This is a genomic window from Pedobacter sp. AJM (assembly GCF_002197755.1).
GTDB lineage: Bacteria > Bacteroidota > Bacteroidia > Sphingobacteriales > Sphingobacteriaceae > Pedobacter.
On the sequence record NZ_NHOT01000004.1, the window covers coordinates 77,992 to 92,015 of the forward strand.

Genomic DNA, 14,024 nt, shown 5'->3' on the forward strand with positions numbered 1-14,024 from the left:
AGTTTGGCATCACATCCAAAATTTGAAGTTTACACTTCGCCGCTTTTTTGGCAATTGCTTTTTACTTTGCTGAAAAGAAACATAAACCTCAATTGGCGAAGCAGAAAATCGATTTACTCTGTCAGCATATTAAAATTGCAGGAAATACATCAAAAGGTGTTTTTGATACATTACAAATAAATCCATCCACGATGTTGAAGATGGCCTGGAATATTATGCAGCGGAAGCAGTTGGTTGCACCTGCATCATTACAGAGGATATTAAAGATTTTTATTTTGCAGAACTGGAAATTTTAAATTGCCAGGAGTTTTTTAAAAAACATTTGCGGTAGGAACAAAGGTAAATGAGCAAAGATCAAGAATTCAAACCAACCCTTCTCTTTTATTTGCTCCTTGTTCTTTTATTCATCAATCCCAAAGCTTACTCCACCAACTCTCCTCAAAACCAATATATAATCCATCTTCCCGAAGCTCTGTTGGATAAAGATTAATGTAATCTCCTTGCCCTTCTGCTCCTCTTCCACTTTCTAAATCATATTCATAGCGATGAATCGGACAAATCAGATGACCATTTTTGCACCAGCCACCAGAAAAATGACCACCAGCATGCGGACAATGAGATTGTGTCGCTGTAATTTTATCATCATTATTAATGATACAAAGCTGTTTTCCATTGACTTCAACGGTTATAATTGAATCAATAGCAGGAATTTGAACTTTATTCAACGCTTTAAACCACTTCATTGACCTAAAATAAGAATTTAAATATCAGTGTTATTTCATCTTTGCATTAATTTTTAGATGAGGAACATTTCCACCATATTTTTTAGGATATTTGCATCCTCAAAAATGAAACAACAGATACCAGAAGACGGCACATTACTTCCTTTAATGGAAGAGTTCTACACGATACAAGGCGAGGGATTTAATACTGGCAAAGCGGCCTATTTCATTCGCCTGGGTGGCTGCGATGTGGGCTGCCATTGGTGTGATGTGAAAGAAAGCTGGGATGCCGAAATGCACCCGTTAACACCTGCTGATGTGATTGTTGAACATGCAGACAAGTTTCCAGGGAAAGCGGTGGTTATTACGGGTGGTGAACCGTTAATTTATAACCTGGATTATTTAACTAACAAGCTAAAAGAAAGAGGCATTTTAACTTTTATCGAAACTTCTGGTGCTTACCCCCTTTCCGGAAACTGGGATTGGATTTGTTTATCGCCAAAGAAATTTAAAGCCCCTCGACCAGATATCACCCCTTTTGCGCACGAATTAAAAGTTATCGTTTTCAATAAAAGTGACTTCAAATGGGCCGAAGAATATGCGGCAATGGTATCTCCAACCTGCAAATTATACCTGCAGCCGGAGTGGTCGAAATCAAAAGAAATTACCCCATTGATTATTGAATACGTAATGGCTAATCCAAGATGGGAAATTTCACTTCAAACGCATAAATTTTTAAATATCCCTTAAAAAGCAATACATTAGCTTAATAACCAATATGTTGTTTATGAGGCTTTACTTTACCCTTTTTTTCATTGCTATTAGTCTCAGTGTTTTTTCTCAGGCTTCAAATCATAAAAAAGCACAGCAATTATTTGAAAATGCTGGTCCGTTTATTGAAAAATCGGATTATGCTGAAGCAGAACGGGTACTTAAAAGTGCTGTAGATGCTGACCCATTATTTCAGGAAGCTTATATTCTTCTGGCCAATGTGCAGAAACTGCAAAAAAAATATGTGGAAGCAAAATCGGCTTACCAAAAGTCGGTTTTAATTCATAAAAACGTCGCTCCGGCAGTGATTTACAGCCTTGCTGAAACTGAATTTGCAACACAGGAATTTGAACAGGCGAAAATACATTTCAATGCTTTTTTAATGTTGGATGCTTCTTCAGACAGGGCAAAAAAAGCGAGAAAATACCTGCTTGACTGTGATTTTGCTTCCTTAGCCATTAAAAAACCTGTAAACTTTGTTCCTGCCAATCTGGGTCAGGGGGTGAATACGAATAATGCTGAATATTTTCCTGCATTAACGGCAGACGGAGAAACATTAATTTTTACAAGACAAATAGGCGGCAATGAAGACTTCTGGACTTCGCAGTTTAAAAATCATACATGGAATGAAGCAGTACCATTATCTCCTAAAATTAATACTTTAAAGTATAATGAGGGCGCACAAACCATATCTCCCGATGGCAAATATTTATTCTTTACAGGCTGTAACCGCCCAGATGGATTAGGCCGATGTGATATTTACGTCTCCCATCGGGAAGGAAATGATTGGGGCGAACCATACAATTTGGGAAAGCCTGTTAACTCAGAATATTGGGAATCACAACCTGCCATCAGTCCGGATGGAAAAACACTGTACTTTATCAGTAATCGCCCTGGTGGGTCGGGCGGATATGACATCTGGAAATGCAACATTACTGATGAAGCAAAATGGGGACCTGCTATTAATCTGGGACCAAGCATCAATACACCTGCTGACGAAAACACACCATTTTTGCACGCGGATGGCCGGACACTATACTTTTCATCGGATGGCTGGCCAGGCTTTGGCCATAAAGATATCTTCTACAGCAGGATGAATGAACAGGGACAGTTTGAAAAGCCTGTTAATATGGGGTATCCGATTAATTCATTCGAAGATGAAAATGGACTTATTGTAAGTGCAGACGGCAGTTTTGGCATGTTTTCTTCTAATTTAAGCAATGGTTTCGGCCTTCAGGATATTTATCGTTTCGGAATTCCGGAAACTGCAAAACCCCTGAAAGTTTCTTATGTTAAAGGAATTGTAAGAGATAAGGACACCAAAAAAACAATTGAAAGCAATGTTCAGGTAATTGACCTGAAAACTAACCGCGCTGTTTTTGATGATGATACAGATCCCGAAACAGGTCAGTTTTTAGCCGTAATGCCTGTTGGGAGCAATTACCTTTTTAACGTAAATGCAGAAGGCTATCTGTTTTATTCAGAAAATTTTGAGTTAAAGCAAGGTGATATGAGCAAACCTTATGAGGTTGAAGTTTACATCGAAAAAATTAAACCTGGAGGAAACGTTACGCTCAAAAATATCTTCTTCGATACAAACAAATATAATCTCCTTCCAGCATCCATACGCGAATTGAATTTATTGATTGATTTCCTACAGCAAAACGCAAGTGTTCACATCGAAATCCAGGGGCATACGGATAATGTTGGCGATAACAAATTAAACGAAAAACTATCCTTTGACCGGGCAAATGCTGTATATAATTATCTGATTAAGAATGATATTGAAGCTAATCGCCTCACTTTTAAAGGTTTTGGGGCTGACAAACCGCTTCAGGATAATAAAACGGAAATGGGTAGGAAAAGCAATCGACGTACTTCTTTTTTAATTACCAAAATTTAAATGAAACAGGTGTCATCAGGCATTCCGATTAAAATTTCTTTCCTTTCATGACCCTGATTTCAGATCCTTCAGCCAGCATCACTGAATTCGGTTCGGCACCATTTAGAAATGCAAAATCCTCACCGTAATTTGCCTTAAAATCTACATGTATAGCATAATGTTTAATCGGGTAAACTTCCCAGCGGGGATGTTCCACGCCATATTCAGAAGTTTTATCCGGACCAATTTTGGTATAACCCCAATAGTGTTCAGTAATAAATTCTTCTTCACTACCCATCAGGATATCTACTGTTTTTGAAGATGCTGTAATGGAGAAACTATTCCATTTTTTAGCCTTCCAGAGGTACTCCACCTGAAGCTGATTTTCTTTGGCTGTCCAAACATGCTTCATAGGCAGAGTTTGATAATTTTCCTTGTAAAGGGTATTCGCAACAAAAGTAATGGCGGGCAAGGGAACAATTTCCTTAATAAAAACGACACCCCGTTTCCATTCATTACCATCTTTAAACTTGACGTAAAATCTCAGATTAACTTCTTCAAAATTGGTATGAAAAGGAATATTTAATCCACGCAATTTTACGTCTACAAACATAAAACCTACCAGGCTAACATAGAATTTTCCCTGCCAGTCATCCAGGAGAGTATTTGGTGGCAGGTATTTTTCAAGAATCGCCTGATCTACCTCATACTGTGCCAAAGCAAGCTTTCTCCATTCTGCGGTAAGGAATACTTTAGATTTACTCAAAATTATAAAATGGCTTGTCTGATACGAATCAGCTTAACTAATGTTTCTTCCAGTAAATCTAAGTGCAACATGTTCGCACCGTCTGATTTTGCATTGGCCGGATCAGGATGCGTTTCAATAAATAAACCATCAGCACCAACTGCAATTGCCGCTTTAGCTATGGTTGATATCAATTCAGGCTTCCCTCCTGTAACACCACTACTTTGATTGGGTTGCTGTAAGGAATGTGTACAGTCCATCACTACCGGAACACCAAAACTTTGCATTTCAGGTAAACCACGGTAATCCACAATCAGATCCTGATAGCCAAAAGTATTTCCCCTATCCGTTAATATGACCTTATCATTCCCGGCTTCTTTAATTTTTTCTACTGCAAATTTCATGGAGCCCGCAGAAAGAAACTGACCTTTTTTTACGTTAACCACTTTTCCAGTTTGAGCAGCAGCAATTAACAAATCAGTCTGGCGACAAAGAAATGCGGGAATCTGCAGTATATCTACATAAGCGGCCGCCATTGCGGCTTCATCACTTTCATGAATGTCTGTAACAGTTGGCACACCAAATTCACGGCCGATTCTTTCCAAAATCCGAAGGGCTTTTTCATCTCCGATTCCGGTAAAAGAGCTTCCTTTACTTCTGTTTGCTTTACGGTATGAACCTTTAAAAATATAGGGAATCCGAAGTTGATCAGTAATGGTAATTATTTTTTCGGCAATGCGCATGGCAATGTCCTCGCCTTCGATAGCGCATGGACCAGCCATTAAAAAGAAATTTCCGGAATCGGTATTTTTTATATTATCTAGATAGTTTATCATTTTTGAGATGTGAGATGTGAGATGTGAGATGTAAGATGTGAGTTTATCTCAAATCTGGCTTCTCCTATCTCATATCTATTTTTTAGTTTCCTAATTCTGACATAAATTTAATTCGCATCAACTGAATTTCTTCGCGGGTATAATCTGTTTCACCCAGCTCATTCAGTGCCTCATCAATTGAGTCACTCTCGGCTGCCCTGAAATAATCATATACTTCATCCTGCCGGTCATCATCAATCACTTCATCAATGAAATAATTGAGGTTAAGTTTTGTCCCGGAGTTTACAATGGATTCTACCTCTTTCAAAATTTCTTCATAAGTAATCCCTTTTGAATCGGCAATGTCTTCCAGACCAATTTGACGGTCAATATTCTGTATGATGGAAACTTTCATTTGCGATTTATTCGCCTGCGTTTTAATAATTAGATCAATCGGCCGTTCAATGTCATTATCCTCTACATACTTTTTGATCAGCTCAATAAAAGGCGTACCAAATTTCATGGCTTTACCGGAACCAACGCCGGATATTTGTTTGATTTCCTCCGTAGTGATGGGATAGTGCGTACACATCTCTTCTAAAGACGGATCCTGAAAAACGACAAATGGCGGAACATTCTTTTGCTTGGCAATTTTTTTACGCAAATCTTTCAGCAACTGCAGTAAGTGTGTATCCAAAGCACCGGAACCTTGTTTTACATCATCGTCATCATCGTCTGTACCTGTTTCAATAGGTTCATTCAGAACAAACTTCAAACTATAAGGATTGATAATAAAATCTTTTCCCTGTTTGGTTAGTTTTAATAATCCATAATTATCAATGTCTTTGAAAAGGAAGTTATTCAGCACGGCCTGTCTGATCACAGATTTCCAGAGCAATATTCCTTCTTCCTTACCAATTCCAAACTCAGGCACCTTACTATGTTCATAGGCAATAGTTTGCGCAGTTTCCAAGCCTAAGAAAACATTTAGCAAATGCGCATCATCAAACTTTTCTCCGGTTTTTTCAATAAATTTAAGCAGGGTTGTAAGTTGTGCTTCGGCATCAAATTGTTTTTTGGGTTTTTTACAATTATCACACATGCAATTGCAGCCTGTTTCATTGAAATTTTCTCCAAAATAATGCAGGATTTGTTTCCGGCGACAAACCCCTGACTCGGCGTAATCAATAACCTCTTTTAGTATTTGTGTACCAATTTCACGCTCAGAAACCGGCTTATCTTTCATAAACTTGGCCAGCTTATCTACGTCTTTCTGCGCATAAAATGCAATACAGATGCCTTCTCCGCCATCACGACCAGCTCTTCCCGTTTCCTGGTAATAACCTTCCATACTCTTCGGAACATCGTGATGAATTACAAAACGAACGTCCGGTTTATCGATCCCCATACCAAATGCGATGGTAGCCACAATCACTTCTGCATCTTCCATCAGGAATTTGTCCTGCGTTTCTGCCCTCACTTTAGGATCTAATCCTGCATGATAAGGTAAAGCACTGATACCATTTAAGTTTAAAGCTTCGGCTACTTCCTCTACCTTTTTACGGCTGAGGCAATAAATAATACCGGATTTACCCGGATTGGATTTGATATACTTTATGATTTCTTTATTGATATCGCGCTTGGGACGGATTTCATAAAAAAGGTTGGGGCGGTTAAAAGATGATTTGAAAAGTGTGGCTTCAGACATCCCCAGATTCTTCATAATATCCTGCTGAACCTTTGGCGTGGCTGTAGCCGTAAGTGCAATAATGGGAATGTTATTACCCAGGCCAGCAATTACCTGCTTAATTTTGCGGTATTCCGGCCTGAAATCATGACCCCATTCAGAAATACAATGTGCCTCATCAACTGCAACAAAAGAAATTTTAATCAGGTTTAGAAACTCAATATTATCTTGCTTGGCCAGAGATTCCGGTGCCACATACAATAACTTGGTTTGCCCGCTGAGCAGATCAGATTTAACTTGTGTAATTTCGGATTTGTTTAAGGATGAATTCAGGAAATGCGCAATGCTGTCATTTCCTCCAAATGCCCTCAACTGGTCCACCTGGTTTTTCATTAATGCAATAAGAGGCGAAATCACAATTGCCGTTCCTTCACTCATTAGCGCTGGCAACTGATAGCAAATAGACTTCCCTCCGCCCGTTGGCATAATCACAAAAGTGTTGTTGCCTTCTAGAATATTTGTTATGATCGACTCCTGATCACCTTTGAAATTATCAAACCCAAAGAAATTTTGCAGGTTATCAAATAACGACTTTTTCACGTCCATTTTGTGTAATAAAATATGCGATGCTATTTTTCTATCCAAAATAACATAATTTTACAAGAAATTCAAGTATCCACAAACAATTTTTTTCTCTTTGAAAAGTAAAAAATATATTCTCCAGTCAGCTTTAAACACATTAGCACTCGAAGCGGCGGCAATATTAAATGTTGCTAAAAATCTAAACGATGATTTTGAGAAGGTAGTATCCACTATTTTAAATTGCAATGGCCGTGTAATTGTTACCGGAATAGGCAAAAGTGCCATCATTGCGCAAAAAATTGTGGCCACTTTAAATTCTACCGGTACGCCGGCTATATTTATGCATGCTGCTGATGCCATCCATGGAGATCTGGGCATGATCCAGCAACATGATGTCATTATTTGTTTATCCAAAAGTGGTAACACTCCTGAAATAAAAGTATTGGTTCCGCTGCTTAAAGCTGCAGGAAATATTTTAATTGGTATGGTTGGAGAACTGGGCTCTTTTTTAGCCGAACAGGCACACCTGATTCTAAATACCGTGTTTGAAAAAGAGGCCTGTCCGCATAACCTGGCACCTACCACCAGTACAACAGCCCAATTGGCCTTAGGCGATGCCCTGGCCATTTGTCTTTTAGAATGCAGGGAATTTAATGCTGCTGATTTTGCCAGGTATCATCCTGGCGGCTCACTTGGTAAAAAATTGTACCTGAAAGCAGGTGATTTAGCTTTAACCAATGAAAAACCTGCTATCCATCCGGATGCTCCGGTAAAAGATGTTTTAATCGAAATTAGTAAAAACCGTTTGGGTGCTGTGGCTGTTGTAGATACCGAGCATCATGTGCTTGGTGTAATTACAGATGGCGACATCAGGAGAATGCTTGAGAACAATAATTCAATAGCAGGATTAAAAGCAGAAGATATTATGGGCAGGCAGCCCAAAAGTATACAGTATGACTCACTTGCAGTTGATGCGCTATACATAATTAAGGAAAATAACATTACACAGTTGTTAGTGTTAGAACAAAATACTTACTTTGGAATAATCCACATGCACGATCTCCTGAACGAAGGTATTGTGTAACATTTAAATATATAATGAATAAAGATTACTATGCATTAATTATGGCAGGCGGTGTTGGAAGTCGCTTTTGGCCGGTAAGTAGAACAGAATACCCTAAACAGTTTATAGATTTCTTCGGCGTTGGCAAAACGCTGATTCAAAGTACATATGAAAGATTCTTAAAGATCTGCCCACCGGAAAATATTTTTATTGTTACCAACGATATCTATTCAGATCTGATCAAGGAACAACTTCCGCAATTAAGCGATAATCAGATTCTTGCTGAGCCTTTAATGAGAAATACAGGACCTTGTATTGCTTATGGAAGTTTTAAAATTGCCCAATTGAATCCAAATGCAACCATCGTGGTGGCACCATCTGATCATACCATTGCAGATATGGATGGGTTTATTGCATCTATTGAACAATCACTGGAAGCGGCATCAAAAAATGATTGCCTGATTACTTTAGGCATTAAACCTAACCGCCCGGATACTGGTTATGGTTATATTCAGCATACCGATCACGTACTGAATACAGATACTGATTTACACAAGGTGAAAACTTTTACTGAAAAACCAAACCTGGAGCTTGCAAAATCCTTTATACAAAGCGGAGATTTTTTATGGAATGCGGGCATTTTCATCTGGTCGGCACGTGCCATATTAAGTGCTTTTGAAAGGCACCTGCCCGATATGTATGAAATTTTCAACGTTGGCAGATCCGAGTTAAATAAAGGTGGTGAAAAGGAATTTATCAATAATGCCTATTTCCAATGCACCAATATTTCTATTGATTTTGGGATTATGGAAAAGGCAGATAACGTTTATGTATTGCCATCCGATTTTGGCTGGTCTGATTTAGGCACCTGGGCTTCCATCTATGAAATGGCCGATAAGGATTATGTTGGCAATGCCGTGATCCCTTCTGAGCAGGTAATTATGTTTGACTCTTCTAATTGTATGGTGAACGTGCCGAAAGAAAAGCTGGTTATTTTAAACGGATTACATGATTACATTGTGGTAGAAAACAACAATATGTTGATGATCTGTCCAAGAAATGAAGAGCAAAAGGTGAAAGAATTTGTAGCCGAGGTGAAATCAAGATTCGGTAACAAATTCATTTAAGCTAAAAAGTAAATGAATAAACAAAAAAATCCTAACGGCTATATAGCCGTTAGGATTTTTTTGTTTAACAATTCTTTATCTGGCAGATGCCTAATTGAAGGTTCTAGGAAATGGTTCTTTGCCTTACTGCCTCATACAAAATCACACCGGCAGAAACTGAAACGTTAAGTGATTCTATTTTCCCCGACATTGGAATCTTGGCCAAATGATCAGCTACACGCAAAAGATCGTTGGAAATACCTTCATCTTCTGATCCCATTACAATTGCGGTTGGCATGGTATAGTCTGGTGCATAAATCAAATCACTCGTTTTTTCAGTACAAGCTACAATCTGTAAGCCACTGTCTTGTAAATACAAACAGGTTTTATGAAGATTGGCATGCCGGCATATGGGAATACTAAATAAAGCCCCAGCTGATGTTTTAATAGCGTCGGCATTGATTTGAGCCGCATTTTTTAAGGGGACAACAATGGCATGTACACCAACGCAGGCAGCTGTACGGGCAATAGCACCCATATTACGCACATCAGTTACACTATCCAACACCAAAATTAATGGCACCTCTCCTTTTTCAAATATCGCTGGAACAATATCTTCAATATTTTGGTAAGTAATTGGTGAAATCACTGCAATTACGCCCTGGTGGTTTTTCTGCGACATGCGGTTCAATTTCTCAACAGGAACCGAGTTTAAGGGAATTAAGGTATCTTTTAGAAGTGCTTTCAGTTCAAGAAAAAGTTCTCCACCTAAGCTACGTTGCTGATAAATCGTTTCAATATCCCTTCCTGCTTTCACCGCTTCTATAACGGCCCTGATGCCGAATACAAACTCATTATTTTCTTTTACGCGCTGTGGCCTTCTAAAATTATCCATGTTTCGAAATTGTTTGCAAAAGTAATTGTTTTAAGGCAAAGGAGAGGAAATATATTTTTAATTGAATAATAGATCAGTCCGATACCACCTACAACCTAAGCATGGTAACTGGAAATTGATAATTAGGAATTGACTGGTATGGCATCTTCCTATTATCCATTCCCTATTTTCTATTACTTTTACAATTCTTTCTTCTCCTCTATTTAAAATTTTCCATTTCCATCTCTCTCTTCACTGTCTGCTTCAAACATTAAAAATTTTAAAAAATAAATTTATTAAGACCCAATTTGTTAACAAAGTGCTAGTAACTTGTTAAAACATTCCGATAAACTTTTAACTACTTTTGTAAAATGAGTATCGATAACGGACAAGGTGGAAAAAACAATTTAACAGCGAGGAAGGCCCGGCTAACCAGCACAGTAAGTACCATGGGGAAATTACCCCCACAGGCTTTGGATTTAGAAGAAGCGGTTTTAGGTGCACTAATGCTTGAAAAAGATGCCTTATCTGCTGTAATTGATATTTTAAAGCCAGAAGTTTTTTACCAGGAAGCGCACCAGAAGATTTTTGAAGCCATTCACATGCTTTTTGAAAAATCTAAACCTGTTGATATTCTAACGGTTACTGCAGAGCTTCGCCAGATGGGTTCGCTTGAAATGGTTGGAGGTGCCTATTATATTACCAACCTTACCAATCGTGTTGCATCAGCAGCCAACATTGAGTTTCATGCGCGGATCATCTCCCAGAAATATATTCAAAGGGAATTGATCCGTATTTCTACGGATATCATCACTACAGCTTACGAGGATACTGCAGATATCTTTGATTTACTGGATCATGCAGAGAAAGGTTTATTTGATATTGCCCAAAATAACTTGCGTAGAGATACGCAGAAAATGGACGATATCATTAAGCAGTCTTTGGCCACACTGGAAGAACTCCGGACCAAAACAGATGGTTTAACGGGGGTCCCAACTGGTTTTACGGGCCTTGACCGGATCACCGGTGGTTGGCAGAAACAGGATTTAGTGATTATTGCTGCCCGTCCGGCGATGGGAAAAACCGCATTCGTTTTAACCTGTGCCAGAAATGCGACTGTAGATTTTGCAAAGCCAACAGTGGTTTTCTCTCTAGAGATGTCATCGGTTCAGCTCGTAAATCGTCTAATTTCAGGAGAAGCAGAAATTGAGCAGGAAAAAATCAGAAAAGGAAATTTACAGGAATGGGAATGGCAGCAGCTGCACAGTAAAATCGGCCGTTTAACAGAAGCACCTTTATTAATTGATGATACGCCTGCGCTAAATATTTTTGAATTCAGGGCAAAATGCCGCAGACTTAAATCACAATACGATATCCAGCTGGTTATTGTGGATTACCTGCAGCTGATGCACGGCAAAGGCGAAGGAAAAGGTGGTGGTAACCGTGAACAGGAAATTGGTAGTATTTCAAGGGCTTTAAAATCAGTGGCAAAAGAATTGGATGTACCGGTACTGGCACTATCACAGTTGAGTCGTGCAGTGGAAAGCAGGCCGGGTTTACAGGGTAAACGCCCAATGCTGTCCGATTTGAGGGAATCGGGATCTATAGAACAGGATGCGGATATGGTACTGTTTTTATACCGTCCTGAATATTATGGAATTACCGAAGATGAGCAAGGACGTTCGCAGGCTGGTATAGGAGAGGTAATTATCGCCAAACACCGGAATGGTGAAACAGGAATTGTTCCGCTTCGTTTCGTGGGTAAATTTGTAAAGTTCACCGATCTGGAAGAAGACTTCAATTCTCCAATGTTAGGGTCAGGAGATTCTAGTGCCGGGATGATGCCATCACAATCGTTCGATAACTTCAACAATCCCAGACCACAGGGAAATACCATCATTATGCCTTCAAGAGGTAATGATATGCATGATGATGATGATCCACCGTTTTAAATTTAAGAACTTAGCCTGTTGTACTTAGCTACTGCAAATCCTGCATAGCGGAATAACCTTGAGTCAAACATTATCCCGCGCAGATTTAGCTGATATCTGTAGAAGCAAATGTCATAATCTACGCTGTTTATATTGATCTGCAGAACAGAATCACCCGTTCATATTCAGTATCATTTTTTTTGAAAAATTACTTCTCAAAAAATATACCCGATTAAAATTCCAGCCAAAACAATTACCGGCGGACTAATTTTCGTGAAATTCAGCAGGCAAAATGTAATTAACATAATTATTAAAAAGAGCCAGTTTGTTGCCATAGGAACCAGCAATAAAATAAATGCGGCGATGATAAAACCTACACTAACCGCATTAATTCCACTAAGACTATGCCGTATCCTGGAAATTTTCTTCAGGTCATCCCAGAATGGAACTATAAACAAAACCAGAATTAATCCCGGCAGGTTAATTCCCACCACACCGATCAAACCACCCAAAATTTGTCCTGACAAGCCATAACCAAAATTTTTCATGCTTAATGCCCCCAAATAACTGGTAAATGAAAATGTTGGTCCCGGGAGTGCTTGCTGTAATGCAAAACCTGATAAAAAACCAGGTGCAGCCAAATAATGCTTCATATCAACAAACTCAGTAAACATCAATGGAACAAGCACCTGCCCACCGCCAAAAACCAGGATACCGTTACGGTAAAAATTCTCCAGTAAACGAATAGGCAAACTGAAGGGAGACGTCCGGTTGATGATTGCGCCCACCAAAGCAAACAATAGCAATGCACCTAAAAAATAAATCATCTTTTTAGGATTTAAGTTAGCAAATAGCTTCACCCTCAATTCTGCTTCTTCTTTTGGCGTTTCTACGGCAGATGAAATGATTCCGCCTACCAAAATGGCTAAAGGAAATACATAAGCATTTCTTAATACAAATGTAGCCACTACCGATCCGACAGCTAAAAACAGTGACACTTGTGAGGTTAATACTTTTCTACCTAGTTTCCAGGCACCATAGGCTACAATACCTAAAGCAATAGGTTGGATATATTCCAGTACGTCATTAAACTTTTGCTTCTGATCAAGCAAGGCATAGCTTATCGCTGCAAAGGTCATGATTGCAGCAGTGGGTAAAATCCAGATAAGGAAGGTAATAATAGCCAGTTTCAGTTTACCTACTTTCCAGGCAATACCAACCAAAGTCTGCGTAGATGCCGGGCCTGGTAAAACCTGCGCGAGTGCATTTAATTCTAATAATTCCTCCTCTGAAATAAACCTGGTGCTGTGCACAAAATATTTTAACAAAAGCGCCAGGTGTGCCTGTGCGCCACCAAAGGAAGTAAAAGTAAAAAACAATACATTACGGATAAATAACCATTGCTTCTTAGCTGAGATGGGTTTAAGTTGCATTTGAAGAGATTAATAAATGTGAAGATGGTTTATTGCAAAAACTAATCATCCTCATAATCCAGGCCTGCAGCAGAATTATAAGCACCCTGAAGTTCCGAAAAAGCATGCATATCACGTTTATTTCTGGCAGTTACCATTCCTTTCTGATACACTTCGATTGCTTTCTCTTTTTGCCCGTCTTTTTCATATAGTTTCCCTAAATGGTAATAAGTCCCCACATAATCAGGATGTTTATCCGTTAACTGAAGGTAAAAAGAATAGGCCTTTTCCTTATCATTCTGATTGTTATACTCTGTGGCTAAGGCATATAGGATAAATGGATCATTAGGTTCACTTTCTAAAAACTCCAATAACTTGACTAAACGGGTTGATGACATTTTATTTCCTTGCTTTTTTAATTAAATTTGCAGAAA

General features: G+C 38.8%; 12 protein-coding genes. 5 read left to right on the plus strand and 7 right to left on the minus strand.

Annotated elements, in window-relative coordinates; translation table 11 throughout:
* Nucleotides 1-407: 407 nt before the first annotated feature.
* Nucleotides 408-743, minus strand: a complete 336-nt coding sequence (locus tag CBW18_RS11280; protein ID WP_088301439.1) for a Rieske 2Fe-2S domain-containing protein — start codon at nt 741-743, stop codon at nt 408-410.
* Nucleotides 744-848: 105 nt separating this feature from the next.
* Between CBW18_RS11280 and CBW18_RS11285 the strand changes: the two genes are divergently transcribed.
* Both CBW18_RS11285 and CBW18_RS11290 read left to right on the plus strand, forming a co-directional pair.
* A complete protein-coding gene (locus CBW18_RS11285; protein ID WP_088301440.1) occupies nt 849-1,472 on the plus strand; it encodes a 7-carboxy-7-deazaguanine synthase QueE in 624 nt (207 codons plus the stop codon).
* A 37-nt stretch (nt 1,473-1,509) separates the two neighbouring features.
* A complete protein-coding gene (locus tag CBW18_RS11290) occupies nt 1,510-3,396 on the plus strand; it encodes an OmpA family protein (protein ID WP_088301441.1) in 1,887 nt (628 codons plus the stop codon).
* A 28-nt stretch (nt 3,397-3,424) separates the two neighbouring features.
* Here the strand turns inward: CBW18_RS11290 and CBW18_RS11295 are convergent, their stop codons facing one another.
* From CBW18_RS11295 to recQ, 3 genes are all read right to left on the minus strand, one after another.
* On the minus strand, nt 3,425-4,141 hold the full coding sequence (locus CBW18_RS11295) for a YqjF family protein (RefSeq protein ID WP_088301442.1): 717 nt from the start codon (nt 4,139-4,141) through the stop codon (nt 3,425-3,427).
* Between the two features lie 2 nt (nt 4,142-4,143).
* Complete coding sequence (kdsA, locus tag CBW18_RS11300; RefSeq protein WP_088301443.1) at nt 4,144-4,956, minus strand: 3-deoxy-8-phosphooctulonate synthase; 813 nt, start codon at nt 4,954-4,956, stop codon at nt 4,144-4,146.
* Between the two features lie 82 nt (nt 4,957-5,038).
* Complete coding sequence (gene recQ / locus CBW18_RS11305; protein WP_088301444.1) at nt 5,039-7,228, minus strand: DNA helicase RecQ; 2,190 nt, start codon at nt 7,226-7,228, stop codon at nt 5,039-5,041.
* Nucleotides 7,229-7,319: 91 nt separating this feature from the next.
* On the opposite strand from recQ, the gene CBW18_RS11310 reads away from it, so the two are divergent.
* Both CBW18_RS11310 and CBW18_RS11315 read left to right on the plus strand, forming a co-directional pair.
* On the plus strand, nt 7,320-8,288 hold the full coding sequence (locus tag CBW18_RS11310) for an SIS domain-containing protein (RefSeq protein ID WP_088301445.1): 969 nt from the start codon (nt 7,320-7,322) through the stop codon (nt 8,286-8,288).
* Between the two features lie 14 nt (nt 8,289-8,302).
* Nucleotides 8,303-9,394, plus strand: coding sequence for a mannose-1-phosphate guanylyltransferase (locus tag CBW18_RS11315; RefSeq protein WP_088301446.1), 1,092 nt, complete (start codon nt 8,303-8,305; stop codon nt 9,392-9,394).
* A gap of 103 nt (nt 9,395-9,497) precedes the next feature.
* Here the strand turns inward: CBW18_RS11315 and rlmB are convergent, their stop codons facing one another.
* Complete coding sequence (gene rlmB / locus CBW18_RS11320) at nt 9,498-10,268, minus strand: 23S rRNA (guanosine(2251)-2'-O)-methyltransferase RlmB (RefSeq protein ID WP_088301447.1); 771 nt, start codon at nt 10,266-10,268, stop codon at nt 9,498-9,500.
* Between the two features lie 350 nt (nt 10,269-10,618).
* Here rlmB and dnaB point away from each other — a divergent pair, with 350 nt between their 5' ends.
* The gene (gene dnaB / locus CBW18_RS11325; RefSeq protein ID WP_088301448.1) at nt 10,619-12,199 is read left to right on the plus strand and encodes a replicative DNA helicase; all 1,581 of its coding nucleotides are present in this window, start codon (nt 10,619-10,621) and stop codon (nt 12,197-12,199) included.
* 194 nt (nt 12,200-12,393) lie between these two features.
* On the opposite strand, the gene chrA is transcribed toward dnaB, so the two are convergent.
* Both chrA and CBW18_RS11335 read right to left on the minus strand, forming a co-directional pair.
* Complete coding sequence (gene chrA, locus CBW18_RS11330) at nt 12,394-13,611, minus strand: chromate efflux transporter (RefSeq protein WP_088301449.1); 1,218 nt, start codon at nt 13,609-13,611, stop codon at nt 12,394-12,396.
* Nucleotides 13,612-13,652: 41 nt separating this feature from the next.
* Entirely contained in the window at nt 13,653-13,988 is a 336-nt protein-coding gene (locus CBW18_RS11335) for a lipopolysaccharide assembly protein LapB (RefSeq protein WP_088301450.1), read from the minus strand.
* Nucleotides 13,989-14,024: the final 36 nt, after the last annotated feature.

What these genes read in the sequence shown, in the direction of transcription:
- chrA (WP_088301449.1), bottom strand. Translation starts at nt 13,611, where the DNA reads ATGCAACTTAAACCCATCTCAGCTAAGAAGCAATGGTTATTTATCCGT.
- kdsA (WP_088301443.1), bottom strand. Translation starts at nt 4,956, where the DNA reads ATGATAAACTATCTAGATAATATAAAAAATACCGATTCCGGAAATTTC.
- CBW18_RS11290 (WP_088301441.1), top strand. Translation starts at nt 1,510, where the DNA reads ATGAGGCTTTACTTTACCCTTTTTTTCATTGCTATTAGTCTCAGTGTT.
- CBW18_RS11315 (WP_088301446.1), top strand. Translation starts at nt 8,303, where the DNA reads ATGAATAAAGATTACTATGCATTAATTATGGCAGGCGGTGTTGGAAGT.
- recQ (WP_088301444.1), bottom strand. Translation starts at nt 7,228, where the DNA reads ATGGACGTGAAAAAGTCGTTATTTGATAACCTGCAAAATTTCTTTGGG.
- dnaB (WP_088301448.1), top strand. Translation starts at nt 10,619, where the DNA reads ATGAGTATCGATAACGGACAAGGTGGAAAAAACAATTTAACAGCGAGG.
- CBW18_RS11335 (WP_088301450.1), bottom strand. Translation starts at nt 13,988, where the DNA reads ATGTCATCAACCCGTTTAGTCAAGTTATTGGAGTTTTTAGAAAGTGAA.
- rlmB (WP_088301447.1), bottom strand. Translation starts at nt 10,268, where the DNA reads ATGGATAATTTTAGAAGGCCACAGCGCGTAAAAGAAAATAATGAGTTT.
- CBW18_RS11285 (WP_088301440.1), top strand. Translation starts at nt 849, where the DNA reads ATGAAACAACAGATACCAGAAGACGGCACATTACTTCCTTTAATGGAA.
- CBW18_RS11280 (WP_088301439.1), bottom strand. Translation starts at nt 743, where the DNA reads ATGAAGTGGTTTAAAGCGTTGAATAAAGTTCAAATTCCTGCTATTGAT.